Genomic DNA, 26,131 nt, shown 5'->3' with positions numbered 1-26,131 from the left:
TTAAAGGGGCAGGTCATTTTGCTGCTGGCTTATATCCGCGCTGGTCTCCTCCGGGACAAAAGCGAGGATCACAATGCCGATTACAAATAGAACAATCAGGCTGAACACCGCAGTCGAGGATCTCCCGGTAACCTGAGCGGTAACGGCAATGAGCAGCGGTCCCATAATCGAAGCGAATTTTCCGAAAATGTTGTAAAAGCCGAAGAATTCATTGGCGTGGCGCTTTGGCACGAGCTTGGCGAAATAAGAACGGCTGAGGGCTTGAATGCCGCCCTGCGAAGTGGCGACAAGCATGGCCAGTATCCAGAAATCTAGCGTTGTCTCCATAAAATAAGCGTACACACAGACAATCATATAAATGACGATTCCAACGTACAGCATTGTTTTTCCCGTAAAGCGTTCTGCCAGTTTTCCGTATACAATGGAAAACGGCGCGGCGACGACTTGAGTGACAAACAGGATGATCAGGAGGCTTGAGGGGCTGATCCCTAAATCAGACCCATAGGAAGTCGACATCGTAATAATCGTGCCGACTCCGTCGATATAAAAGAAATAAGCAAGCAAAAAGAGGAACAGCGCCCGGTACTGCCTAATCCGTTTCATCGTTTGGCCGAGCCGCTTAAAGCTGTTGATAACAATATGAGGTTCTCTTTTGATGAAATAGCGCTGATGGACATGTTTCAGCATCGGGATGGTAAACAGCCCCCACCAGGCAGCCGTTATGAAAAAGGACAGCTGGCTTGCGGCCGATACAGACAGCGGAATCGACTCTGCTTGAGCAAGCAGGATGACAGCAATGCTGATGATAAATGGAATCGTGCTTCCTATGTAGCCTAAGCCAAAACCCCGTGCAGAGATGAGGTTCATTCGGTTCTCCGGGGTGACGTCAACGAGAAAGGCATCGTAAAACACGTTGGCGCCGGAAAAACCGATAGCTGATATCGTATAAAACAGCAATAAAAGCAGCCAATGTTCACTCGGAATAAAGGCTAGCATCGCGGTGCTGGCAACACCGGCTGACACAAAGAAACCGAAAAACTTTTTTTTGCACCCTTCATAGTCGGCGATCGTGCCTAAAATCGGCCCGAGCATCGCAAGAATAAACGTTGAAATCGCAATGGTATATCCCAAATAGGCAGTCGATTGAGCAGCTCCGACACCGCCTTCCGCAGCAGCTGCTTTATAAAACAACGGAAACACCGCGGTGGTCACGACAATCGAGTATGCAGAATTTGCCCAGTCATATAAAATCCAGCTGTTTTCTTGTTTCGTAAAACGTTTCATCACAAGCCCCCTCCTCTGGTAACAATACTTTTATTGTACGAGAAATGGGGCTGAAAAGAATGGAAATCACGTAAATTTTTACAAAATGTTTATGTTTTTGCGTTCCAAATCATACTTTTGGTTTATTGATGGGGATAGGTGTATCTGGTACCATTTAACTACATTTTACGTATTTTCCAGAAGGGATTCAGCAGAGAGGAGACAGAGCATGAGGCGAATAGGCTTGTGTATAAGCCTGCTGGTCACAGTTCTTGTGATGAGCGCATGCGAAAGTGAAGATGAGGCTCAGACGTTTGCAGATCGTGATCAAGAGACGGTCAAACAAACCACAGCCAAACCGATGAGCAATAAGAATAAACAGGACTTCCAGACCCTCCCAAGCGATATGCAGCTGGCGATTGTATTCAGTTCCATGATACGTGTAAGCGAAGCATTTGATTATGGAATCGGCAATCCTGAATACTTTGTTCGGAGCAGCATGACTGAAGAAGAAGCAGACATTGCGAAGGAGAACCTTGGAGCGATTCAACATGCAAACAAACCGCTCAAAAAACAAAACACCGAGGCAATCGCTTTGCTTCAAAAAACCCGCAATCATGGAATGAGCCGCAACGAAATGCAGCAGCTGAAAGAAAATCGTGCTGCTTTTTTTGAGATCACAGAACGTATGATCAAACTCATCAGCCAAGTCACACCGAAAAACGCGAAGAAGACAAGACAGCAGCTGGATCAGCTGAAAAAACAATATACGCAATACAGTGCCGAAAGCGTCAAAATCATGAACAGCATTGTCAAAAAGCAGGGGGCTGACAAGGCAGCATTTGAACGACATCTGGAGGCACTGCTTCAAAAACAGCCCGGGCAGCCGGTGCTGAGTGGATTGTATTGACCTGCTTCCTGCTCTTTCCCTGATGATATTGACCTAGTACAAAAAGAATGTACAATCAAGGTGTAGTTTGTTCTTAGTTGATTGGAGGAACATGTCATGAAAATTGCGAAGGTGATCAACAATAACGTGATCAGCGTGGTCAATGAACAGGGAAAAGAATTGGTCATCATGGGCAGGGGGCTCGCGTTCCAGAAAAAGACCGGCGATGATGTCGATGAAGACCGCATTGAGAAGGTGTTCACGCTCGATAACAAGGATGTATCAGAAAAATTCAAAACCCTTTTGTATGATATACCGATCGAGTGTATGGAAGTATCCGAAGAGATTATCAGCTATGCGAAATTAAAGCTCGGCAAAAAGCTCAACGACAGCATCTATGTGTCGCTGACCGACCATATTAACTTCGCCATCCAGCGCAATCAGAAAGGGCTTGATATCAAAAACGCCTTGCTGTGGGAAACAAAGCGGCTGTACAAAGACGAGTTTGCAATCGGAAAAGAAGCGCTGCACATGGTGAAAAACAAGACTGGCGTGTCTCTGCCGGAGGATGAAGCTGGCTTTATTGCCATGCATATCGTAAATGCCGAGCTGAATGAAGAGATGCCTAATATCATCAATATTACAAAAGTCATGCAAGAGATTTTGAGTATCGTAAAATACCATTTTAAGATTGAATTCAACGAAGAATCGCTTCACTATTATCGGTTTGTCACCCATTTGAAGTTTTTCGCGCAGCGTCTTTTTAATGGCACGCACATGGAAAGCCAGGACGATTTTTTACTGGAGACAGTGATAGAAAAGTACCATCACGCGTATGAATGCACGAAAAAAATCCAAACCTACATTGAGCGGGAGTATAAACACAAGCTCACCAGTGACGAGCTGCTGTATTTAACGATTCACATCGAAAGGGTCGTCAAATGAAAGCGTTGACATTTTTATTTTCTTGTGTTGATTTTTTCTTACATTCACATATGAGGATGTTAGGATTGTTACTGCTAAGCAGGCAAAACCTAAATTGCAATGAGTGCGGATGATCTCTGTCTGTACTGATGGTAATTTAGGTTTTTATTTTTTTCAGAGGGTGATGAGGGCGTTTCATAGGATTGTTACTGGTCAGGCAGGCAAAACCTAAACTACTCGTTCCTATTGCGATAGGGGTAGTTTAGGTTTTTTATTTTTTAGCAGAAGGGATGAAAAATGGGGATTCTTAGCAGCGGCAAAAGGCATTTTACAGCTGGCCGGCGTGGAAGAAAATGCGTTTTCTTCTAAATAAGGGATTCTCTTTGTTCCAGGGATACGAATCACTTCATTTGCCATCGTCTATGCAAGTGCAAGCTGAGCCGGCGTACAATTTTTCAGAGCGGCTATCTCTTGTACTCGATCAACAAATCATCGACTCTTCGGCCGCTTGTATCTCGATTCATTTCCGGAACTAATTCCTTCCTTTTCATAAAAGCGCAGCGTTGAAGAAGGAATACCAAACATGTTGAATTCAATACATTCATCACTTTCATTTTGTTAAAGTTGAGTCTAAGTATAATCTAAAAATGATAGTACAGGATTCTAGTAAGTAAGATTCTTTATTATCATTATTTTGACCGATGTTCCCTTTATAAAAATCATGTATGATCGACAAAGAAAACGCTTTCTCAGAAAGGGGAATGCCAACATGTCATCTTGTATGAAAAGAGTGTTGTTGATTCTTGTCACTGGATTGTTTATGAGTTTTTCTGCAGTCACTTCTAATGCCTCGGCTCAAACAGGTGGATCGTTTTTTGACCCTTTTAACAGCTATAACTCCGGATTATGGCAAAAAGCAAATGGTTATTCGAATGGAAATATGTTTAACTGCACTTGGCGTGCAAATAACGTATCAATGACGTCATTAGGTGAAATGCGTTTGGCGCTAACAAGTCCATCTTATAACAAGTTTGACTGCGGGGAAAACCGCTCTGTTCAAACATATGGATATGGACTTTATGAAGTCAGAATGAAACCAGCTAAAAACACAGGGATCGTTTCATCGTTCTTCACTTACACAGGACCAACGGATGGAACTCCTTGGGATGAGATTGATATCGAATTTTTAGGAAAAGACACAACAAAGGTTCAATTTAACTATTATACAAATGGTGCAGGAAACCATGAGAAGATAGTGGATCTCGGATTTGATGCAGCCACTGCTCATCATACGTATGCGTTCGATTGGCAGCCAAACTCTATTAAATGGTATGTCGATGGGCAATTAAAACATACTGCGACAAGCCAAATTCCGAAAACACCAGGAAAGATCATGATGAACTTGTGGAATGGTACGGGTGTTGATGAATGGCTCGGTTCCTACAATGGTGTAACACCGCTATACGCTCATTACGACTGGGTGCGTTATACAAAAAAATAATGTCAAATGTAATAAGAGCCTGCTGCTTCAATAATAGCCATGCTCTTATGATTGTAATGTGAAATTGTTGGCATGAATCTTCTGATCTGGGCAATACTTACCGAGATTATATCAGTCCTCTTTTGATTCATAAAAATCAGTTTTTTATCGGTCTGATTAATCCAATGTTTTCAGATACGTTAGGAAAAAAACACCTAGAAGACTAGATGCAAATGATCAAAGCTACGGATATCATATTTTAATCGTAGATGTAAAAACCGGCAAAGCAATCGATTCTTTCAGCGTTTTCAATTACTACTATGCATGGGGTGTTGAAAGTCTGCCAGTCATTTCATATATCCAATAAGGTCATTCGCTCGGGCTGTTTCCGCACAAGGAACAGCCTTATTTTAGTTTGCCAGAAGGTGTAGAATGACCGTTTTTTATTTCTTGAAAAATGTTTTCTTGATTTTCTGGTTCAGGCTGTTGAACTGTGTTTGCGGCCGGCATATTCATCAATTTCTTGAATTCACCAATCGTGAGCGGTTTCTTGTCATCACGCAATTCATATCCTATTTGGCCGTTCGCTTCAATCGTTGCATTCTTAATGTCCTTTATGCTGGAGATTCCATGAATCCTCAATCGCATTTCAAGCTGGTCAACTGTCAGCCGCAGTTTTTTCATATTTTCTATATTGAGTTTGCCATCTTCAATCACTGATTTCGCTTTGCCGGTTAAGAACTTTTCCATCCAATTGGCCTTCACCTGGAACCATTCCATGAGTATTAAAGCCGCAGTAAAAATACCGGCTGCCACAAGGGTTTTCCATAAACTTGTCTCTATAATCGGCTGGACAATAATCGTTCCAATGGAAATCATCACCACAGTTTGTGCTAATGTCATCTGGGAGATTGACTTTCTTCCTGAAATTCTTAGCAATATGATGCCGGATATAATTAAAATGAGTGCTTCCCAAGCAAAATTCATGCAATCACCTTTATATTTTGATTTTTCCATAGTATGGTCTTCGATTTTTAAATTATGCAGAACAAAAGGATTTCCGCCAGCGGAAATCCTTTTCTCATTAAAACGAAATAATCCCAATCAAAAGCGCCGCAATCGTCATCACAATCGTTGTCCCCACGGCCCATTTGATGGTGAATTTTTGATGGTCGCCAAAGCTGACGCCTGCCATTCCGACCAATAGATAGGTGGAAGGCACAAGCGGGCTGAGGAGGTGCACCGGCTGGCCCAGCAAGGAGGCCCTTCCGATCTCGGCGGCGTCTATTCCGTAAGCGGTAGCGGCTTCTGCGATGATCGGAAGAACACCGAAGTAAAAGGCGTCATTCGACATGAAAAAGGTGAATGGCATGCTGATGATAGCTGTGATCAACGGCAGATGCGGGCCCATGGCGTCAGGGATGAGTGAAACGAGAGAATGGGCCATCGCATCCACCATTTTCGTGCCTGAAAGAATGCCTGTGAATATGCCTGCCGCAAACACCATCGAGACAACGTTTAACGCGTTTCCCGCATGCGCCGAGATCCGTTTCTGCTGCTCTTTGACATTTGGGTAGTTGACCATCAAGGCGATGGCGAACGCGGTCATAAAAAGAACAGGGAGCGGAAGCAGGCTGGTGATCAGCGCAGCCATGAGGGCGACAGTCAGCAGAAGATTAAACCATTGGAGAGCGGGACGCTTGAGCGGATCTGCATCCTGATCGGAGGCAGGCGCGTGTTCAATCGAAATGACGCCGAGCCGCTTCCGCTCTTTTTTTCCGAGGATATAACTGACTGCAATCACCCAGAGAATGCCGGCGATCATAGCGGGAATCAGCGGTGTGAAGACCTCCGACGTGTCCAATTTCAAGGAAGCCAAAACCCTCGCAGTCGGCCCGCCCCACGGAATAATATTCATGACTCCCGAACCGAGCATCGCAATTCCGGCCAATACCAATCGATTCATGCCGAGCCGTTTGTACAGAGGCAGCATAGCCGCAATGGTAAGCATATAGGTTGTTGTCCCATCCCCGTCCAGCGAAATGGTCATCGTCAGAACCGCTGTGCCGACGGTGATTTTTAACGGGTCTCCTTTGACAAGCGATAAGATTTTGGCAATGAGCGGATCAAACAAACCGGAGTCAATCATTATGCCGAAATACAGGATGGCAAATAACAGCATAATGCCGGTCGGAGCGAGGTCTGTTACACCTTGAATCATCATCTCGCCAAGATCTTTGCCAAATCCGCTGATCAAGGCAAATGCAACAGGAACAACAATCAATGCAATAAGAGCGGAAAGCCGGTTAGACATAATCAGGTACATAAAGACAAGGATCATCACAAAACCGAGTATGGCAAGCACGCTATGACCTCCCTCAGTCGATTTTAAGTAAGCGCTTCCACATTCTCTTTCTGAACAGAAGGCTTATTTCAAATATGTATGTCCTCATACTGATAGGTAGACCTAAAATCCTATTGAACGGATTAGCAGTTTATCTGAAGAAGGCCGCGGGTAAATGTGCTGTAGAATGTTTCGTTTTGAGATATGGAATCAATAAAAGGGGGAACGGACATGAGTGATGATCAAAGCAAACGTGTAAATGAACACTTAAAGGACGAGCAGCTTGAGCAGTACAGAGCCGATAACAGCGGGAAGAAAATGACGACAAACCAAGGCGTGCGGGTGTCAGAGGATGAGCACTCGTTAAAAGCCGGGGTTCGCGGTCCGACGCTGATGGAGGATTTTCACTTCCGGGAGAAGATGACGCACTTTGACCATGAGAGGATTCCGGAGCGTGTTGTGCATGCGCGCGGGTATGGCGTACATGGCTTTTTTCAGGTTTACGAGCCGATGGCCGAGTATACACGGGCCAAATTTCTTCAGGACCCTTCAGTGAAGACACCGGTATTTGTCCGGTTTTCGACGGTCGCGGGTTCTAAAGGCTCCGCAGACACGGTGCGCGACGCCAGAGGCTTTGCGACGAAATTTTATACGGAAGAAGGAAATTATGATCTTGTGGGAAATAACATCCCGGTGTTTTTCATTCAGGATGCGATCAAATTTCCGGACTTGGTTCACGCGTTTAAGCCTGAACCTCATAATGAAATGCCTCAAGCCGCGACCGCTCATGATACGTTTTGGGATTTTGTCGCCAACAATCCTGAGTCAGCGCATATGGTGATGTGGACGATGTCTGACAGAGGCATCCCTCGCAGCTACAGAATGATGGAGGGCTTCGGCGTTCACACATTCCGTTTTGTTAATGAACAAGGAAAGGCGCGTTTCGTGAAATTCCATTGGAAGCCAGTGCTCGGCGTGCATTCTCTCGTATGGGATGAAGCGCAGAAAATTGCCGGGAAAGATGCCGACTTCCACCGCCGCGACTTGTGGGAAACGATTGAAAACGGCGGCATGGTTGAATATGAGCTCGGCGTGCAAATGATTGATGAAGAAGATGAGTTCAAATTTGATTTTGATATTCTTGACCCAACCAAGCTGTGGCCGGAAGAGCTCGTGCCGGTGAAAATCATTGGGAAAATGACGCTGAACCGCAACCAGGACAATGTGTTTGCGGAAACAGAACAAGTCGCATTCCACCCGGGAAATGTCGTGCCGGGCATCGATTTTACAAATGACCCGCTTCTGCAGGGCCGGCTTTTCTCTTATACGGACACACAGCTGATCCGTCTTGGCGGCCCGAACTTCCATGAGATTCCGATTAACCGCCCGGTATGTCCGTTCCATAACAACCAGTACGACGGCTATCACCGGATGACGATCAATAAGGGGCCGGTCGCTTATCATAAAAACTCTCTGCAAAACAATGACCCGTCGCCTGCGACAGCCGAAGAAGGCGGCTATGTCCACTATCAGGAAAAAGTCGAGGGCAAAAAAATCCGCCAGCGGAGCGACAGCTTCAACGATTATTACGCACAGGCGAAGCTGTTCTGGAACAGCATGTCTCCTGTCGAGAAACAGCACATCATCTCCGCCTTCTGCTTCGAGGTCGGGAAGGTCAAGAGCAAGGATGTGCAGCGGCAGGTCGTTGATGTCTTCAGCAATGTGGATGAAGGCTTAGCGGAAGAAATCGCCAAAGGAGTAGGTGTGGCGCCGCCGGCGAAACGTAATGCGTCTAAAGAAATCCTGACCTCGCCTGCGTTAAGCCAAGCCCGCACAGTGAAAACAGCGTCATCAAGAAAAGTGGCTGTTCTCGCTGGAAACGGATTTCATGAAAAAGAGCTGCAAACCGTGCTGGATGCCTTAAAGCAAGAAGGAATCACAGCGGATATCATCAGCCAAACGCTGGGGTACATCACGAGCGGCAACGGCCGGCAGCTTGAGGCAGGCGGCACGTTCCTGACGACTGACTCTGTTCTGTATGATGCCGTCTATGCCGCGGGAGGATCAGAGTTAAAAGACGACAAACACGCGATGGCGTTTATCAGAGAAGCCTACAATCACTATAAGGCGATCGGTGCGGCAAATGAAGGAATTGATCTTCTTCAATCAGCTGTCGGGACAACAGAGGGGCCGGGCCTTGTGACTGCTAAAGATGAAGCTGATTACAACGCCTTCAGCAAGACGTTTATCGAGGCGGTCGCCGCTCACCGCCATTGGGATAGACGAATGTGATCCGCTCCTGTATCTTAAAAGAAGATACTTTTCATAAGGAGCATGACAGATGAACGAAAAACAGCTCGCCGAAGCTTACGAACGCGATGAAAATATGATGATTTTGGTTTTTGCCCAATGGTGCGTGAACCATGACCTTGACCCGCTGGAGCTGTACGCCAAGGCGTATCCGCAGCAAAAGCTCAATGAAAGTTTGAGAAAAACCATGGACGAACTGGCCGTGCCGAAACACGAATCCGAGCACATTCCGGACCAGACCGTCATTGCGGTGTTAGAGATGTTTGGAAATATAGATTTGGCACAAGCGGTTCATGAAGCGATTTTGGAGCGTAAACAGTAAAAAAAGAGGCATCTTGTCTCTTTTTTTATTTGGAAACTTCTTTTGATTTTATCAGTACTAGGGAATGATAAACAACGACACCAAAGGAGGAGAGTGTATGAAATGGAATAACATGCTGAAAGCCGCGGGGGTTGCAGTTTTGCTTTTTTCTGTATTTGCCTATGCTGCGGCTCCATCATTAAAAGCGTTTCAAGCGAAAACACCGGCTGTCAGCAGCCATACGTACAAAAAGATTAAGGAATTAAAGTATCCTCAGGTGCATCACATCGGAAATGCCGCGTTTGAAAAGAAAATCAATCAAGAGCTGAAAGCCTACATTGAACAATCGTATCAAGAATACTTAAAAAACAAAAAAGCCGGTGAACAGCAAGGTTTCAAAGCGGAATATCAAACATCGTTCAGCGTCAAATATAATGCGGCGGGCAAGCTTAGCATTCAAACACTCAATTATATATATTCAGGCGGCGCCCATGGTTTAACGTCTGTTCAGTCCTTCAACTATGACTTGAAAACCAAAAAGCGGGTGACACTGAATCAGATTCTGAATACCAAAACAAAAGTCAGCAAAACGAAAGATTATCTATACAGCTATATCAAAAAACATGACACGCTGTTTTTCCCAGATGTAAAGAAAGAAGATATTACCCTTAACAAAGACACAGTGTTTTACTTTACGAAAAACGGAATCGCCATCGTCTTCGGCCAGTATGAATTAGGGCCTTATGCGGCCGGAATCCGTGATGTGCAGGTGCCTTCGTCTATTTATCAATAATCAAAAAAGCCATATCCGGGAAAGGGATATGGCTCAAGATTTTTACCACACAAACAGGCCGACAATCGCAGCACTTAGTAAAGATACCGCAATTCCGCTGACGAGCAATTTCCACACGTTTTTTCCGATGACCGTTGACTTTTCGCCGTCAAGGATCGAGTTGTACGTGCCGTAAATCATGCCGACAGTACTGAAGTTGGCAAATGACGTCAGGAATGTCGTCGCCACCGCAACGGTGTGAGGCGGAAGTGATGTGAGATTTTCTTTCAAGTCAAGCATCGCAACAAACTCGTTCGTTGCCAATTTCATTCCCATCAGCTGAGCGACATACATCGCATCGTGTACCGGCAGCCCAAGCAGGAATGCGAACGGACTGAAGAGATAAGCGAAGATTGTCTGGATGGTCAGGCCGTGGACGAAAACGCCAAGAATGCCATTGACCGCTGACGTTAACGCGACATATCCGATCACCATTGCTAAAATAACGATAACCATGTTCATGCCGACAAGCATACTGTTAGAAATTGTAGAGAAAAAGTCTTTCTTCTCTTCTTTAGGTGGCGTATAGATGATATCTTCATCCTCCGGCACGTGAACAGGATTCAGCAGGTTTGCGATAATCAGCGCGTTTAAGCAGTTCAAAGGAATCGCTGTAAACACGTATGTCGCCGGCACCATTGACAGATAAGATCCAATAATGGAGCCGCTGATGCTGCTCATGCTCATCAAGCCGAACGTGAGCAGGCGGTTGTTGTTTAATACCGTCAGCTGCTGGCGGATGACCGCAAGTGCTTCAGTATTTCCCAAAAACATCATTTGAATAGAGAAAAAGCTCTCTAATTTCGGCAAGCGGGAAGCCTTTGAAATCAACCAGCCGATTTTATCAATCATCCAAGGCAAAATGCCGAAATAGGTTAAAATATCAAAGAATGTGACGATAAAGATAATTGGAAGAAGCGCGCTAAAGAAAAAGTCTACTGTTTCATTCGCCATCACTGACGGGAAGGCAAACGCGATACCATCACTGGCGCAAGCAATCAGCCAAGTGAAGAAATCACCAATTTTACCGATGGTCCAGCTCCCGATTTTTGTTCCCAGCATAAACCAAGTAATCAGCAATTCCAGAACAATTAACGTAATGATCGGGCGCCACTTGATTTTCTTTTTCTGCGGAGAACATAGGAATACAACTGCCATAATCACAATGAGACCGACAAGGTTTAATAAAAAGTACATGATAGCAACTCCTATGAGGTTTATTTTGGAAACAAAAAAAGCTCTTATTCTTCACAAATTCTGGAAATGCAGAAAGTGTGAAAAATAAGAGCAAACAGAAAAGAACATGTCCTTTTCAACTCGTTCAAATTTATTCAAACTTTCTTGTAGTCTAGTTTTTTACGGTTACTAGGTAGAAACAATCAGACCATATTACTGATCATATACAAGAATGTCTATTTTCTAGGTTGATAGCAGTATTTTATCCTTTCACTTTTTGAAAATCAACCTTTTTAACTATTTTCACAATAATAAAATTTATATTTTGAATTTGAGGAAATAAAGGCTTAACACGCTGGATTGCTATGTTGAAATGATGTTTAGGAAATCAGGAGGGGAAAAATGAAGCATATCATTATTACGGGCGCGTCAAAAGGAATTGGCGAAGCATTAGGCAAAAAGCTCATCCATTCTAACCATCGGCTGTACTGTATGTCAAGACGGGCGAATCAAAGCCTGATTAACCAAGATCCCCAATTGCGATATTACTCCTTCGACCTCAGAGAGACCCACAAGATTGAAGCGCTTTTTCAGGACTTATTTGCAGACATCAATCATGATCCGCATCCGGAAGGCATTTATTTGATCAATAATGCCGGCGTGCTATCGCCTGTGGGGCCGATTGAACACAATAAAGCGGAAGACATGGTCCAACATATGCAAGTGAATTTAATGGCTCCGATGGTCATGACCTCCCAATTTGTGAAGCACACAAAGCTCATCGATACGGATAAGCGAATCATGAATATCTCGTCAGCCTCAGCCAAATATGTATTGCCCTCACAAAGCTGCTACAGCACGTCAAAAGCTGGTTTGGATTCATTTACGAAAAGTATCAAATTGGAACAGGAGAATCAGCAGAATCCAGTGAAAATCGCAGCGGTTTATCCCGGAGTGATTGATACACAGCTGCAAACCGAAATCCGCTCGGTCCGCAAAGAAGATTTTCCTTATGTTGATGAATTCATTCAGTTAAAGAAAACAGGGAAATTACAGTCTCCTGAAGAAACTGCAGACGCGTTAATTCAATTTCTGACTCATGATGAATTTGGAGAACAAGCAATCGTTGAACATCTATTTCCGATTTATGGATAATTGTTATGTACAGGGGCGGGGAAACTTCATACAGCAAAAAGAGAAACGGTTGATGTCGATATCCTAATAGGCAAAGGAAAGCTCCGAAAAAAGGGGCTTTCCTTTTTTAATGGGAATAGTTGGCCCCCGCTTCCCGTACATATGAAAAAGGGATGGAAACAGTCGATGCGGAGAGATTTTTGCAAACGCTTTCTCTTTCGCGGAAATGGGGGATGCTTGTGGAACTCATCATCATTCTATTGGCGTTAGGCTTGCTGATGTTTACGGCGTATCGGGGATTTTCTGTCATATTATTTGCGCCGATTTGCGCGTTATTCGCGGTGCTGCTGACTGATCCAAGCCACGTGCTTCCTTTTTTCTCATCAATTTTTATGGAGAAGATGGCGGGTTTTATAAAGCTGTATTTTCCGGTATTTTTGCTCGGTGCGATTTTTGGAAAGGTCGTTGAAATGTCCGGGCTTGCGGCATCGATTGCGAAAACGATTGTCAGGCTTGTCGGGGCGAAAAGAGCGATACTCGCAATCGTGCTGATGGGCGCTGTCTTGACGTACAGCGGCGTCAGCCTGTTTGTTGTCGTGTTTGCCGTATATCCTTTTGCGAAAAACATGTTCCAAGAAGCAAACATACCGAAACGCCTCATCCCGGGAACGATTGCTTTAGGGGCTTTTACGTTTACGATGGACGCGCTTCCGGGGACGCCGCAAATTCAAAATGTCATCCCGACGACGTTTTTCAAAACAGACATTTATGCCGCTCCTTGGCTTGGTTTGTTCGGCGCAGTGATTGTGCTGGCAGCGGGCATGCTTTATTTGGAATCGAGGAGGAAAAAAGCGCAGGCAACTGGCGAAGGCTATGACGGTTTTGATTCGAAGAATTCTGCCGCTCTTGAATCGTCTGAGTTAGCGGCTGCACCGGACAAAAGCCAGGTGCAGCATGCGCTTGCCTTTGTCCCGCTTATTCTCGTAGGTGCAATGAATAAATGCTTCACCATATACCTTCCAAAGTGGTATCCGAATGGGTTCGATTTTTCGTCGATCGGATTAAAGGAGTTCGATAAACTTGATATTTCTTCAGCGGCTGCCATTTGGTCGGTGGAGCTCGCTCTGGTGATTGGCATCATCACAACAATTTTATTTGATTGGAGAAGAGTGTTTGTCCAAATGAAGGAAGGGCTGAATGAAGGGATCGGCGGCGCCTTGCTGGCATCTATGAATACAGGTGCCGAGTATGGTTTCGGCGGCGTTATCGCCGCACTTCCGGGATTTCACAAGCTGAGCAGCGGGATTTCGCACACCTTTACTGATCCGCTTGTAAACGGGGCCGTCACGACAACGGCGCTGGCGGGGATCACCGGGTCGGCTTCAGGAGGTATGGGCATTGCGTTAAGTGCGATGTCGGATCAATACTTGCAGGCGATTCAGGTTTACAACATTCCGCCGGAAGTGATGCATCGGGTCATTTCGATGGCATCAGGCGGCATGGATACGCTGCCGCATAATGGCGCAGTCATCACGCTTTTGGCTGTGACGGGACTGACTCACCGGCAATCGTATCGGGATATTTTTGCGATCACACTCATCAAAACGGCTGCCGTATTTGCCGTGATCGCGATTTACAGCCTGACGGGTCTAGTGTAGGAGAAAACGAAAGGGGCATCAGTATGGGAAAAGTGCTGTTATCTAGTAAGGAAGCTGCGGAACTGATTCAAGATGGAGATACGCTGATCGCAGGAGGATTCGGGCTGTGCGGCATTCCTGAACAGCTCATTATGGCGATAAGAGATCAGGGGGTCAAGGATTTAACCGTTGTCAGCAACAATTGCGGAGTCGATGACTGGGGCCTTGGTTTGCTTTTGGCTAACAGGCAAATCAAGAAAATGATCTCATCCTATGTCGGGGAAAATAAAATTTTTGAGCGGCAGTTTTTAAGCGGAGAGCTTGAGGTTGAGCTTGTTCCCCAAGGAACGCTCGCCGAGAGAATTCGGGCAGGCGGCGCGGGCATACCGGGATTTTACACGGCGACTGGTGTCGGCACTTCAATAGCTGAGGGAAAAGAACATAAAACGTTCGGCGGCCGGAGGTATGTGCTGGAGCGAGGCATTACCGGCGACGTGGCGATTGTCAAAGCATGGAAAGCGGACACCATGGGGAATTTGGTTTTTCGGAAAACGGCGAGAAATTTTAATCCCGTTGCCGCCATGGCAGGCAAGATCACGATTGCCGAGGCGGAAGACATCGTGGAAGCGGGAGAGCTTGATCCAGATCACATCCACACACCGGGCATTTACGTACAGCATGTGGTGCTTGGCGCCAGCCATGAAAAACGGATTGAAAAACGCACAGTTCGGCAGGCGGCGGGAAAGGGTGAGGCGAAATGAAGGAAGCGAGACAACGGATGGTCAAACGGGCTGTACAAGAAATCAAGGATGGCATGAACGTCAATCTCGGGATCGGAATACCGACGCTTGTCGCAAATGAGATACCCGATGGCGTTCACGTCATGCTTCAGTCAGAAAACGGCTTGCTTGGGATCGGCCCGTATCCTGCGGAAGGAACGGAAGACGCGGATTTGATCAATGCGGGAAAGGAAACGATCACTGAAGTGACGGGCGCTTCCTATTTTGACAGCGCCGAGTCATTCGCGATGATAAGAGGCGGGCATATCGATTTGGCTATCCTTGGCGGGATGGAGGTTTCGGAGCAAGGCGATCTGGCCAATTGGATGATCCCCGGGAAAATGGTAAAAGGGATGGGCGGCGCGATGGATCTCGTCAACGGGGCGAAACGGATCGTTGTCATCATGGAGCATGTCAATAAGCATGGAGAGTCAAAGGTGAAAAAAACTTGCTCCCTTCCGCTGACGGGCCAGAAAGTCGTGCATAGGCTGATTACGGATTTGGCAGTGTTTGATTTTGATAACGGCCGCATGACACTGACTGAGCTTCAGAAAGGCGTCACAATTGAAGAGGTGTATGAAAAAACAGAAGCTGATTTCGCTGTAAGCCAGTCTGTGATCAAACAAAACTCTTAGGGAAGGTGTTTGACATGAATAAACAAGTCGCCTTGGTGACAGGGGCAGCCGGCGGAATCGGATTCGAAATCGCGAGGGAGTTCGCCCGTGAAGGAGCTAGAGTCATCGTTTCGGACCTTCATCAGGAAGCATGCGAAAAGGCCGCTTCCAAGCTTGCAGAAGAAGGTTTTGACGCAGCAGCCATTCCGTGTGATGTGACAAAGGAAGCGCAAGTCGCTGATACGGTGAACACCATTCAAAAACGATACGGCCGCTTGGATATTCTGGTGAACAATGCCGGTATTCAGCACGTCGCCCCGATTGAAGAGTTTCCGACAGAAACCTTTGAACAACTGATCAAGGTCATGCTGACGGCGCCCTTCATCGCAATGAAGCATGTTTTTCCGATCATGAAAAAACAGCAGTTTGGCAGAATCATTCATATCGCGTCTGTTAATGGTTTAGTCGGCTTTGCGGGGAAATCGGCTTATAATAGCGCCAAGCACGGTGTCATTGGGCTGACTAAGGTCGGGGCGCTGGAGGGCGCGCCCCATGGCATTACAGTTAACGCGCTCTGTCCGGGGTATGTCGATACACAGCTTGTCCGCAATCAGCTGAGCGATCTTTCGAAAACGAGAAATGTCCCTTACGACTCCGTCCTTGAACAGATCATTTTTCCGCTTGTGCCGCAAAAACGACTGCTTGGCGTCAAGGAAATCGCGGATTATGCAGTGTTTTTGGCAAGCGAGAAAGCGAAGGGTGTCACCGGGCAGGCTGTCGTCCTAGATGGGGGCTACACCGCTCAATGATATAAAAAACACACTTGCTCCGCCATGGAATCAAGTGTGTTTTTTCTTTGCTTATTTCCAAACATCGTTAGCGATTTCAACCACATGGCGCAGCTTCGCCCATTGCTGTTCTTCGGTCAGCTTGTTGCCTTCTTCAGTGGAAGCGAATCCGCATTGAGGGCTGAGGCAAAGCTGGTCTAAGCTCACATAGCGGGACGCTTCTTCGATACGGCGTTTCACATCGTCCGGATGTTCAAGCTCGCCGAATTTAGAGGTGACTAAACCAAGGACAAGCTGAAGATCAGAGCGCTTCACATAACGGAGCGGTTCAAATCCGCCTGAGCGTGAATCATCGTATTCCAAGAACAGGCCGTCAAGGTTCAAGCCGTCAAAAATGGTTTCAGCTGCCGCGTCATAACCGCCTTCAGCTGTCCAAGTGGACTGGAAGTTGCCGCGGCAAATATGCATGGTCACCGTCAGGTCATCCGGACGATCCGCAATCGCGTCGTTAATGGATTTCGCAAACAGCTGGCGAAGCTCGTCTGGCGTTGTTCCGAATGCTTCGATTTGTTTTAAGCCTTTTTCAGATAAGAAAACAGCCCATGCCGTATCATCAAGCTGGAGGTAGCGGCAGCCTCTGTCATAAAACGCTTGAATCGCTTTTTTATATGCTTTGGATACATCATGCTGGAAAAGCTGATAGTCGTTTTTGTACGCATCCTTTTCAAGCTTTCCGCGGAAAAACAGCATATTCGGGCTTGGGATCGTCATCTTCGGCGTCGCGTCACCTGCAATGCTATGGAGAAATGAATAATCTTCAAGCATTGGGTGAGTTGAAAAGTCGATATCATCTGTGACTTTAATGCCGCGTGCTTTTGTCTGTACGTTATGAAATTGAATGCCGTGCTCAGGAATAAACGGCTCAACCCCATCCAAGTTTTCCAGAAAATCAAAATGCCACCACGCTCTGCGGAATTCGCCGTCTGTCACGACGTTCAGGCCGGTTTCCTTCTGTTTTTCCACAATGCGGATGATTTCATCGTTCTCGATCTGGCGAAGCTGTTCAGCCGTAATCTCGCCGGCGGCTTTTTGCAGCCGCGCTTTTTTGACGGGCTCAGACCTCAGCAGGCTTCCGACTTGATCCGCGCGAAATGGCGGTTTTTGTCTTTGAAGTGATTTTTGTTCTGCGGGTGTTGTTTGTTGTGGCATGTTGTTCATTCCTTCTTTCCATTCAAATATAAAAAAGCTCTTCCTTTGGATAAGGAAGAGCTTGCGTGACAATCTCAACCTTATCTTCAAGAGCAATCAATGCTCTAAAGGATTTAGCACCATTCTGTTAAACAGCGGTTGCCGGGTATCGCAGGGCCAGTCCCTCCACCTCTCTTGATAAGGAAAACCTTTTTATGAAATTTTCTGATAGTATCTATTATTCACACATTTTACATGTCTGTCAATGATAGATTATCTCCACACATCGTTGGCGATGTCGATGACGTGGCGCAGCTTCGCCCATTGCTGCATCTCTGTCAACAGATTGCCTTCTTCTGTAGAGGCGAAACCGCACTGCGGGCTGAGGCACAACTGGTCAAGGCTGACAAAGCGCGCCGCTTCATTGATTCGGCGTTTCACATCCTCAGGATTTTCGAGCTCGCCGTATTTTGATGTAATTAAGCCAAGAACAATTTGCAGATCCTTGCGTTTCACGAAACGGAGCGGATCAAAATTTCCGGAGCGATCATCATCATATTCCAAGAACAGGCCGTCCAAGTTTAAGCCGTCCAAAATCGTTTCCGCTACAGCGTCATAGCCTCCTGATGCCGCCCAAGTCGACTTGAAGTTGCCGCGGCAAATGTGCATTGTGATTGTTAAATCATCAGGGCGGTCCGCGACTGCATCGTTAATCGTTTTGGCAAACAAGGCAGGCAATGTTTCTGGATCGCCGCCGAGCGCCCGGACAACCTCTCTGCCTTTTTCCTCAAAGAAGAGAGACCATGACGTATCATCTAGCTGAAGATAGCGGCATCCAGCGTCATAGAAGGCGTTGATTGCTTTTTTGTACGCTTGGGCCAGATCATGAAAGTACTCCTCTTGATCGTCATAAATGCCTTTATCGGCCTTTTCACCGAAAAACAGCATATTCGGGCTCGGAATCGTCAATTTAGGTGTCGCGTCGCCGGCAATCTCTTGTAAAAATTGATAATCAGCAAGCGCTGGGTGGTTCGTAAAATCGAGTTTTCCCGTCACTTTGATGCTGCGTGCTTTTGTTTTTACGTTATGGAACTGAATCCCTTCAGCGGGAATGAACGGTTCCACACCGTCAAGCCCTTCGAGAAAATCATAATGCCACCAAGAACGGCGAAATTCACCGTCTGTTACCACGTCGAGACCGATTTCTTTTTGTTTTTTGACAATGCGAGTGATTTCCTTGTTTTCAATCTCACGAAGCTGTTCCGCTGTGATCTCGCCGGCCGCTTTTTTCTGGCGTGCTTCTTTCACCGGAGCGGAGCGCAGTAAACTGCCGACATGATCGGCGCGGAAAGGAGCTTTGTTTTGTTTTTCTGATTTTTGTCCTGCAACATTTGTTTGTTGAGCCATGTCATTCGCCTCTTTTCTGAAATAGGGTAAGCATGAAAAAAGCTCTTCCTTTGAGTAAGGAAGAGCTTGAATGATCAAATCTCCGCCTCATCTGCAAGAACGCAATGTTCTTAAGGATTTAGCACCATTCTGTTTGAAACAGCGGTTGCCGGGTATCACAGGGCCAGTCCCTCCACCTCTCTTGATAAGGTACATCTTCATATTTACATTTTAATTATCTTAATATTATTACTTTTGAATCAATTGTCAACACTTTTTTAGAAAAGACTCTCATCTTCATCGTCATATAAGACCATATCCAACACGATAGCGATGGCCGTGCAAAGCAGCACATCTTCCTCGTTTGCAATCTGCAAATGATAGGAATCACCCCAGCTGAGCCACTTCTTACTCACCGACATCCGGACATTCTCCCCGTCAGTCAGCTGGAATTCATTCTTCCACAAGTCACCGTCAATTTGCCAGTTAAGTCCGGAAATCTCAAACTTCGGTTTGAAAAACGCTAATTTCTTCGTCACCTCACAAACCGTTTTCCCGCCAATTGAAATCACATATCGCGGCAGAAATGACATCACTTTTTGTTCAATGGAAACGAGCGTTTTCCCGGATGAATCTGTCAATTGTAATGAGTCCCCTAACGAAAAGAACCGTCCTTCGACCTTGAATCGCTCTTGTTCATCCCGGTCATAAATGTGAAATGTATCTTTAAACGAGAACATTTTTTGTTTCATAAATAAATCGATCATTGCTGCAGTCTCCTTTTGAATTTGCCTTGTAAAATATTACGGACAGGGGGCAAAAAGGTTTCAAGTCCAAATCTATGTTTCCAAAATGAAAAAAGGCTGCGTTGTTCAGCAGCCTTTTCGTTTGAAATATCGTTTTAGGAAAGATGCATCCGGCGTTTTTGGCGGATGGCGTCAAGGTCGATTAGGTTGTTATGATAAGTTGCGGCTGCTGGCAGAGGGCTTGTCTTTTGCGGTTTGCGGCGATTGTCCTTGCTGAAAGAAAAAAGAAGATAGCCGCATAATGCGATGATAATAAATAGGATCATTTTACATACCTCCCAAAAAAAGTTTTGGTATCTCTATTGTACGGATAAATTGTCAAAAAGTATTCAAAAAATTCTAAATCAATCAAAAATAAATAACTGCCCCTCTAAAACAGTTTAACCTGATGACCTGAAAATAGTCTTGAATCACGGTGAATGTTCTAGTTGATGTTTAGTTCTATAGTTACTATCGACGAGAAAATAAATTCCTTTATATAACTTTTAACCTAAAATTATGTGATTCCAACTACCTGTTTTTGGATGTTTTTTTCTTGCTTGTTTGATGTATACCCTATTTATCTTAATTAAACACAAAAAACCCAAATCACGGAGCATTTGGGCGGTACGAGGGTATGCAGATTGTGGTTTTGAGGATTTGGATGACTGATCAGAAGAAGCGTTTGAACATTTTTCTAATCTTTTGAAATGCGCTTGATTTCTTTTGTGTGTTAAGCGGCCGGGTCATGATCCATTTTTTCAATAAACTTTTTGCAGCGATTGCATGTTTTGTCATTGTTTTTCCCCCTCATCCGTTGATACTTGTTTTACGGAGGACGTATGAAAAATGTTTCATTTTCACGTAAAAAAACCAGTCCTTTTTTTAGACTGGCTTTTGGCATTATGCTTGTTCTTCAAACTGCTTTGCAATCTCAACGATGACGTTTACGGCTTTAACCATGTTGTCGGCCGAGATGTATTCAAATTTGCCGTGGAAGTTTTCGCCGCCTGTAAAGATGTTTGGCGTCGGAAGCCCCATGTAGGACAGCTGGGAACCGTCCGTGCCTCCGCGGATTGGGGAAATCTTCGGTTCGATGCCGAGGTTTTCCATCGCTTGCTTGGCGATGTTGACGATTTCGATGACAGGTTCGATTTTCTCTCTCATGTTGTAGTATTGATCGTTCATATCAAGGTGAATCCGGTCTTGCCCATATTCATTTTGAAGTTCCTCAACGACACGCTTCATCGTTGCTTTTCTGCTTTGGAATTTCTCTTTGTCAAAGTCTCTGATAATGTAGTGGAGCTTTGTTTCCTCTACATCTCCTTGAATTGACAGCAGGTGGTAGAAGCCTTCGTAGCCTTCTGTATATTCAGGCGCTTCATCTGCCGGCAGCAGGCTGTTCAGCTTCATCGCGATTTTCGCGGAATTGATCATTTTTCCTTTTGCCGTGCCGGGATGTACGTTGTTGCCTTTGACTGTGATTTTTGCGGCCGCGGCATTGAAGCTTTCGTACTCAAGTTCGCCAAGCGGGCCGCCGTCAACTGTATAGGCAAAGGACGCATTGAACCGTTTGACATCAAACTTGTGCGGTCCTCTTCCGATTTCTTCATCAGGCGTAAACGCGACTCTGATGGTGCCGTGCTTGATTTCAGGGTGTTTGATGAGGTAATCCATGGCTGTCATGATTTCGGCAATCCCGGCTTTATTGTCTGCGCCGAGCAGGGTTGTGCCGTCAGTGGTGATGAGTGTGTGGCCTTTATAGCCAGATAGCTCAGGGTATTGATCAGGTGACAGGATGACCTGCAGTTTTTCATTGAGAACGATGTCTTTTCCATCGTAGCTTTCAACGATTTGCGGATTCACGTTTTTGCCGGTAAAGTCTGTAGCGGTGTCGACGTGAGCGAGAAAGCCGATTGTCGGCACGTCTTTTTCAGTATTGGAGGGAAGAGTCGCCATCACATAACCGTTTTCGTCAATCACTGCATCCTGCATGCCGATAGATTTCAATTTATCAACAAGCATGTTTCCTAACGTCAATTGGCCGGGTGTGGAAGGGCAGGTGTCGACGGATTCATCAGACTGCGTGTCGACTTTTACGTATGTAGTAAACCGTTCAATGATTTCTTCTTTCATTTCCAATCATCTCCTTTGTCTTATCTTATCATGGCGGGACGAGAGATTTCTATTGCACAATACCGTTACGGATGGCAAACACGACTGCCTGTGTCCGGTCTTGGGCGTTGCATTTTTGCAGGATGCGGTGCACGTGGGTTTTCACAGTGCTTTCACTGACGAATAGCTTTTCAGCAATCTCTTCATTTCTCAATCCGTAGGCCATTTGCTGAAGAACCTCGAGCTCTCTTTTGGTAAACGATTCTGCCAGTTTATCAGCTTGTGTCTGTTGCTTCGCGCGAAATGTTTCACTGATGATTTTTAGTTAAGCGGAATGATCGAACATGTCCCGGGCTTTACCGTTCGTTCTCGATACATCGATAAAATAATAAAAATAATTCAAATCAACATATAGGGCTCATCGCCATGTTATCAAATCCTTTCTGCATGAAGCATAGCGAATATTGGAAAAGAAAACGTCAACCGGCAGATTGATTTTTCAGCTGCTATACTTGTTCGCGCAGCATAAAGTCATGTAACATGGCGTGAAAGTGCTGAATGTCCTCATTGTTTCTTTTCCACATCATAAACGTCTGGGACGCCGGCAATTCAAGATGCGGGGGCGTACTTACAGCCATCAGCTTTTTTTCCGCTTCTTCCTGCTTGATGATGTAGGCGGGGAGAAAAGACGCTCCCATTCCCGCTTTTATCATATGGACAGCCGTATCAGTCTGCCCGGCAGCCATCGTTTGAAGGTGAGGGTAATGTGAACGGATGTTATGTAAAAAGGTATCCCCATATGAAGGATGATCATGCGTGAGAAGCCGATAATGGCTGAAGACAGAAGCAGCATCAGCAGGCCTGTTTTCCTGGAATGGGGCCGCAAGACACAGCGTGCCTTCGCATATGTACTGATAATAGAGTGTGTTTGAGTTCGGATCTTTCCGCGACAAACCAATATCCGCTTCATTTTGTTCCACCGCTTTTTTGATATCATCAGATCCAGCCACATGAGTTGAAAGTTCAACATGCGGATGTTTTTGGATATAAGCCGGGAGAAAGCGAGGCAAGATATAGGATGCAATGTAGGGATGGACGGCCAGTGTAAGTGAACGGCTGTATCCTTGCTTCCATTGGCTGACTTTTTGCTTTCCGGCTTGGTATACATTGATCATTTCTTTGGCATAAGGCAAAAACAGCCTGCCTTCGTCAGTCAGGACGACGCGTCTCCCGCGATGCAAAAACAGCCGCATGTCCAGTTCATTTTCCAATTTTCTTATATGTTGAGAAACAGCCGGCTGGGTGAGGTAAAGACGCTCAGCCGTTTCCCTGAAGTTCTCTGATGCCGCTGCGACAATAAAGGTTTGCAGCCATTTTAAATCCATAACCTATCTCCTTCACTGCAAGTAATCAATAACAAATTGTTAAGTGAACATGCGCATTTGCTTATCACTGATTATACATCCATTCGTTTAGTATACCTATAGAACGAGAAAATAGAGAGAGGGATTCATATATGAACATATACGTAGAAGCAAATCCGTATTTACATGACAAGTTTTCAAAATACACTGATGAAAAATATAAAAGAGAAGGGAATCCATTTGTATCCTTTCCGATTCGTTTTGAGGACGTCCCGCCCGGCGCAAAGACGCTCGCGCTTACTTTCATTGATCATGACGCCATTCCCGTATGCGGGTTCAGCTGGATTCACTGGACAGCGGCTAACATTCCGGCGCGCATCGGAGAGCTTCCTGAACATGCGAGCGAGGAAAGACAGGACTTGATGATACAAGGGCAAAATAGCTTTGCTTCACCGCTTGCGGGAAGCAGCAATCCAAAGGTGATTCACCAGTATTGCGGACCGACACCGCCTGACAAGGATCATGCTTACGCGCTGACAGTTTATGCTTTAGACACAGAGCTGAATCTTCAGCAGGGCTTTTATATGAATCAGCTCTATCAAGAAATGAAGGGGCGCATTCTCGCTGAGACCTCTATTGAATTACTGGCAAGGGTTTAAGAAGAAAATATGAAGAAACGGTTAATAAACAATTAAACTTCTTGAAAATGGATGTAGAAAGCTTCTGAAAACTTTATAATATTAAACAATACATTCTCTTTAGGAGGTTATTCATCATGGCAATACTTGTAACAGGCGGAGCGGGATACATCGGGAGCCACACATGTATTGAATTATTAAACAGCGGCTATGAGATTGTCGTTCTAGATAATCTGTCCAACAGTTCGGCTGAGGCGCTGAACCGCGTCAAGGAGATTACAGGAAAAGATGTAACGTTCTATGAAGCGGATCTATTGGACCGGGAAGCGGTAGATTCTGTTTTTGCGGAAAATGAAATTGAAGCTGTGATTCATTTTGCGGGGTTAAAAGCGGTCGGTGAATCTGTTGCGATTCCGCTCAAATATTATCATAACAACCTGACGGGAACGTTTATGTTATGTGAGGTCATGGAGAAATACGGCGTCAAGAAAATCGTGTTCAGTTCATCCGCGACGGTGTACGGCGTTCCGGAAACATCGCCGATTACCGAAGACTTCCCATTAGGTGCGACCAATCCTTACGGGCAGACAAAGCTCATGCTGGAACAAATTTTGCGTGATTTGTATACAGCCGACAATGAGTGGAGCGTTGCGCTGCTTCGTTACTTTAATCCGTTCGGCGCTCATCCAAGCGGACGAATCGGTGAAGACCCGAACGGCATTCCGAATAACCTCATGCCATATGTAGCGCAGGTAGCGGTAGGAAAGCTGGAGCAATTAAGCGTATTCGGGAATGACTATCCGACAAAAGACGGGACAGGCGTACGCGATTATATTCATGTCGTTGATCTCGCAGAAGGCCATGTCAAAGCGCTGGAAAAAGTACTGAACACCACAGGAGCCGATGCGTACAACCTCGGAACAGGCACAGGCTACAGCGTGCTAGAAATGGTCAAAGCCTTTGAAAAAGTGTCAGGGAAAGAGGTTCCGTACCGTTTTGCGGACCGCCGTCCTGGAGACATCGCGACCTGTTACGCAGATCCTGCAAAAGCCAAGCGGGAACTGGGCTGGGAAGCGAAACGCGGCCTTGAGGAAATGTGTGCCGACTCCTGGAGATGGCAGTCTTTGAATGTGAATGGGTATAAGAGTGTAAAATCATAAACAAAAGGGCTGGAGGTTTCCCCAGCCCTTCTTTTATTGATCCAAGTTTACTTCAAATGTAAATGGGTTAATTGTAATATCGTAGTTTTCGGAAGAACCTTCTAAAATAATATTTGCTGTTTTGCTTTCGATTTTAGGGAAGACAATAATCCCTTCAGTTTTAACCCCCGGTAAGATTTCACTTTGAATTTCAGGATACTCTGAAAGGTCGGATTTAGGCTCAATCTGTTTATTATCAGCTGTAATTTTGGCATTGAAGTCATAAAAGCTGATTTCATCTTGTGATTTGTTTTCTATCTTTACATAAAGGCGAGTTTCTTTTTCCGCAAGTTCAACTTTTTGAAGTGTGAGCGCAAATCCGTGCTGGTTCTGTGTTTTATCTACGTTAATTGTTTTTTGAGCTGGGGCGAAAGCTGTTGCATAGTCGCTTTTTTCAATGGAATCGGCAATGATTCTAGGGGCTGAAACTGATCCGCCCAATGCGTTTTCACCATCATATTTGTCTTTCACCGTACCTACTACATGAATAATGTCGTCATCTTTAATATCTAAATCAGGGTCGTCGATCATAATAAGAGTATTTTTGCTTAACTTTTCCGGATTATTATAGCCCTGAAGATATGTACCATCGTCGTCTTGTTCAACGTCAAAAACTTTTACATACAGATCGACTTTATAATTTTTAAATTGATCGGCATTAGTATACAGTTTTTCGATATCAGCCTTTTGTACTGTTTTAGTTGACTTTGTAGAGTCGGAGCTGGTTGTAGTAGAAGCTTGAGAGTCTCCGCTATTTCCGATGTTCGCAATAATAATAATAATGACTACCATCGCTAGAATAAACGTAATGATTTTATGCCTCATAAAAAAGTTACGTTGATCTTTACCGCAATTCGGACATTTCTTAACGCCTTTTGCAATCTCTTGGCCGCAAGCTTTACAGTGTAGTAGCTTTCCTGACATTATGTTTCCTCCTATGTAATTAATTTCTTGAAATATATGTTCTATTTTGCCTATATATTTT

General features: G+C 45.3%; 23 protein-coding genes, 4 pseudogenes and 3 riboswitches. Of the genes and pseudogenes, 13 read left to right on the top strand and 14 right to left on the bottom strand.

What is annotated here, in order from left to right:
* The gene (locus ABZM97_RS20285) at positions 1–1,287 is read right to left on the bottom strand and encodes an MFS transporter (RefSeq protein ID WP_289348774.1); all 1,287 of its coding nucleotides are present in this window, start codon (positions 1,285–1,287) and stop codon (positions 1–3) included.
* A 205-nt stretch (positions 1,288–1,492) separates the two neighbouring features.
* Here ABZM97_RS20285 and ABZM97_RS20280 point away from each other — a divergent pair, with 205 nt between their 5' ends.
* The 3 genes from ABZM97_RS20280 to ABZM97_RS20270 all read left to right on the top strand — a co-directional run bounded on the left by ABZM97_RS20280 (position 1,493) and on the right by ABZM97_RS20270 (position 4,577).
* Complete coding sequence (locus tag ABZM97_RS20280; protein ID WP_202327843.1) at positions 1,493–2,173, top strand: hypothetical protein; 681 nt, start codon at positions 1,493–1,495, stop codon at positions 2,171–2,173.
* A gap of 96 nt (positions 2,174–2,269) precedes the next feature.
* Entirely contained in the window at positions 2,270–3,097 is an 828-nt protein-coding gene (gene licT, locus ABZM97_RS20275) for a transcriptional antiterminator LicT (RefSeq protein WP_148963314.1), read from the top strand.
* Between the two features lie 748 nt (positions 3,098–3,845).
* Positions 3,846–4,577, top strand: coding sequence for a glycoside hydrolase family 16 protein (locus ABZM97_RS20270; RefSeq protein WP_087993272.1), 732 nt, complete (start codon positions 3,846–3,848; stop codon positions 4,575–4,577).
* Between the two features lie 384 nt (positions 4,578–4,961).
* On the opposite strand, the gene ABZM97_RS20265 is transcribed toward ABZM97_RS20270, so the two are convergent.
* Together ABZM97_RS20265 and citH are read right to left on the bottom strand one after the other, a co-directional pair.
* Complete coding sequence (locus ABZM97_RS20265; RefSeq protein WP_333516358.1) at positions 4,962–5,543, bottom strand: DUF421 domain-containing protein; 582 nt, start codon at positions 5,541–5,543, stop codon at positions 4,962–4,964.
* A 97-nt stretch (positions 5,544–5,640) separates the two neighbouring features.
* The gene (gene citH, locus ABZM97_RS20260) at positions 5,641–6,921 is read right to left on the bottom strand and encodes a citrate transporter CitH (protein WP_087993271.1); all 1,281 of its coding nucleotides are present in this window, start codon (positions 6,919–6,921) and stop codon (positions 5,641–5,643) included.
* Positions 6,922–7,131: 210 nt separating this feature from the next.
* On the opposite strand from citH, the gene ABZM97_RS20255 reads away from it, so the two are divergent.
* From ABZM97_RS20255 to ABZM97_RS20245, 3 genes are all read left to right on the top strand, one after another.
* Entirely contained in the window at positions 7,132–9,192 is a 2,061-nt protein-coding gene (locus ABZM97_RS20255) for a catalase (protein ID WP_367387085.1), read from the top strand.
* Between the two features lie 49 nt (positions 9,193–9,241).
* On the top strand, positions 9,242–9,532 hold the full coding sequence (locus ABZM97_RS20250; protein WP_087993269.1) for a hypothetical protein: 291 nt from the start codon (positions 9,242–9,244) through the stop codon (positions 9,530–9,532).
* A 97-nt stretch (positions 9,533–9,629) separates the two neighbouring features.
* The gene (locus ABZM97_RS20245) at positions 9,630–10,304 is read left to right on the top strand and encodes a DUF3298 and DUF4163 domain-containing protein (protein WP_087993268.1); all 675 of its coding nucleotides are present in this window, start codon (positions 9,630–9,632) and stop codon (positions 10,302–10,304) included.
* 42 nt (positions 10,305–10,346) lie between these two features.
* Here the strand turns inward: ABZM97_RS20245 and ABZM97_RS20240 are convergent, their stop codons facing one another.
* Positions 10,347–11,540, bottom strand: coding sequence for a NupC/NupG family nucleoside CNT transporter (locus ABZM97_RS20240; protein WP_202327847.1), 1,194 nt, complete (start codon positions 11,538–11,540; stop codon positions 10,347–10,349).
* Positions 11,541–11,667: 127 nt separating this feature from the next.
* A riboswitch (purine riboswitch) is annotated at positions 11,668–11,769 on the bottom strand.
* Positions 11,770–11,921: 152 nt separating this feature from the next.
* Between ABZM97_RS20240 and ABZM97_RS20235 the strand changes: the two genes are divergently transcribed.
* From ABZM97_RS20235 to ABZM97_RS20215, 5 genes are all read left to right on the top strand, one after another.
* Positions 11,922–12,674: a (S)-benzoin forming benzil reductase gene (locus ABZM97_RS20235; protein WP_087993266.1), complete on the top strand. Its 753-nt coding sequence runs from the start codon at positions 11,922–11,924 to the stop codon at positions 12,672–12,674.
* Between the two features lie 218 nt (positions 12,675–12,892).
* Positions 12,893–14,311 carry a GntP family permease gene (locus ABZM97_RS20230; protein WP_253268686.1) on the top strand — a complete coding sequence of 473 codons (1,419 nt, stop codon included), beginning with the start codon at positions 12,893–12,895 and terminating at the stop codon, positions 14,309–14,311.
* A 23-nt stretch (positions 14,312–14,334) separates the two neighbouring features.
* Positions 14,335–15,051 carry a CoA transferase subunit A gene (locus ABZM97_RS20225; protein WP_087993265.1) on the top strand — a complete coding sequence of 239 codons (717 nt, stop codon included), beginning with the start codon at positions 14,335–14,337 and terminating at the stop codon, positions 15,049–15,051.
* On the top strand, positions 15,048–15,704 hold the full coding sequence (locus ABZM97_RS20220; protein WP_087993264.1) for a CoA transferase subunit B: 657 nt from the start codon (positions 15,048–15,050) through the stop codon (positions 15,702–15,704). The genes ABZM97_RS20225 and ABZM97_RS20220 overlap by 4 nt, the downstream gene beginning before the upstream one ends.
* A gap of 14 nt (positions 15,705–15,718) precedes the next feature.
* Positions 15,719–16,492, top strand: a complete 774-nt coding sequence (locus tag ABZM97_RS20215; protein ID WP_087993263.1) for a 3-hydroxybutyrate dehydrogenase — start codon at positions 15,719–15,721, stop codon at positions 16,490–16,492.
* A 51-nt stretch (positions 16,493–16,543) separates the two neighbouring features.
* Here ABZM97_RS20215 and ABZM97_RS20210 read toward each other — a convergent pair whose 3' ends face one another.
* From ABZM97_RS20210 to ABZM97_RS20170, 9 genes and pseudogenes are all read right to left on the bottom strand, one after another.
* Positions 16,544–17,680: a 5-methyltetrahydropteroyltriglutamate--homocysteine S-methyltransferase gene (locus tag ABZM97_RS20210; RefSeq protein ID WP_087993262.1), complete on the bottom strand. Its 1,137-nt coding sequence runs from the start codon at positions 17,678–17,680 to the stop codon at positions 16,544–16,546.
* Positions 17,681–17,757: 77 nt separating this feature from the next.
* A riboswitch (SAM riboswitch) is annotated at positions 17,758–17,864 on the bottom strand.
* A gap of 68 nt (positions 17,865–17,932) precedes the next feature.
* The gene (locus ABZM97_RS20205; RefSeq protein WP_333516362.1) at positions 17,933–19,066 is read right to left on the bottom strand and encodes a 5-methyltetrahydropteroyltriglutamate--homocysteine S-methyltransferase; all 1,134 of its coding nucleotides are present in this window, start codon (positions 19,064–19,066) and stop codon (positions 17,933–17,935) included.
* An 84-nt stretch (positions 19,067–19,150) separates the two neighbouring features.
* Positions 19,151–19,257: riboswitch (SAM riboswitch) on the bottom strand.
* 66 nt (positions 19,258–19,323) lie between these two features.
* Complete coding sequence (locus ABZM97_RS20200) at positions 19,324–19,812, bottom strand: LURP-one-related/scramblase family protein (RefSeq protein ID WP_087993261.1); 489 nt, start codon at positions 19,810–19,812, stop codon at positions 19,324–19,326.
* A gap of 134 nt (positions 19,813–19,946) precedes the next feature.
* Positions 19,947–20,203, bottom strand: a pseudogene (locus ABZM97_RS20195) (hypothetical protein).
* Between the two features lie 299 nt (positions 20,204–20,502).
* Positions 20,503–20,628, bottom strand: coding sequence for a hypothetical protein (locus ABZM97_RS20190; RefSeq protein WP_277986971.1), 126 nt, complete (start codon positions 20,626–20,628; stop codon positions 20,503–20,505).
* Between the two features lie 105 nt (positions 20,629–20,733).
* Positions 20,734–21,966, bottom strand: a complete 1,233-nt coding sequence (pepT, locus tag ABZM97_RS20185; RefSeq protein ID WP_367387084.1) for a peptidase T — start codon at positions 21,964–21,966, stop codon at positions 20,734–20,736.
* A gap of 49 nt (positions 21,967–22,015) precedes the next feature.
* Positions 22,016–22,267 (bottom strand): annotated as a pseudogene (locus ABZM97_RS20180) (response regulator transcription factor); the annotation flags it as partial.
* A 5-nt stretch (positions 22,268–22,272) separates the two neighbouring features.
* Positions 22,273–22,394 (bottom strand): annotated as a pseudogene (locus ABZM97_RS20175) (DUF1453 domain-containing protein); the annotation flags it as partial.
* A 57-nt stretch (positions 22,395–22,451) separates the two neighbouring features.
* Positions 22,452–23,330 (bottom strand): LysR family transcriptional regulator, encoded by an 879-nt coding sequence (locus ABZM97_RS20170; protein ID WP_087993259.1) that lies wholly within the window; start codon positions 23,328–23,330, stop codon positions 22,452–22,454.
* A gap of 131 nt (positions 23,331–23,461) precedes the next feature.
* Between ABZM97_RS20170 and ABZM97_RS20165 the strand changes: the two genes are divergently transcribed.
* Positions 23,462–23,968, top strand: coding sequence for a YbhB/YbcL family Raf kinase inhibitor-like protein (locus tag ABZM97_RS20165; protein WP_087993258.1), 507 nt, complete (start codon positions 23,462–23,464; stop codon positions 23,966–23,968).
* Positions 23,969–24,084: 116 nt separating this feature from the next.
* Positions 24,085–25,107 carry a UDP-glucose 4-epimerase GalE gene (galE, locus tag ABZM97_RS20160; protein ID WP_087993257.1) on the top strand — a complete coding sequence of 341 codons (1,023 nt, stop codon included), beginning with the start codon at positions 24,085–24,087 and terminating at the stop codon, positions 25,105–25,107.
* Positions 25,108–25,857: 750 nt separating this feature from the next.
* Here the strand turns inward: galE and ABZM97_RS20155 are convergent.
* Positions 25,858–26,070 (bottom strand): annotated as a pseudogene (locus ABZM97_RS20155) (DUF4352 domain-containing protein); the annotation flags it as partial.
* Between the last annotated feature and the right edge of the window lie 61 nt (positions 26,071–26,131).

It is taken from the genome of Bacillus vallismortis, from assembly GCF_040784915.1.
GTDB classification, from domain to species: Bacteria; Bacillota; Bacilli; order Bacillales; family Bacillaceae; genus Bacillus; species Bacillus subtilis_G.
Note: the sequence above shows the minus strand (reverse complement) of the source record. Positions and strands in the feature narration are given on the sequence as shown.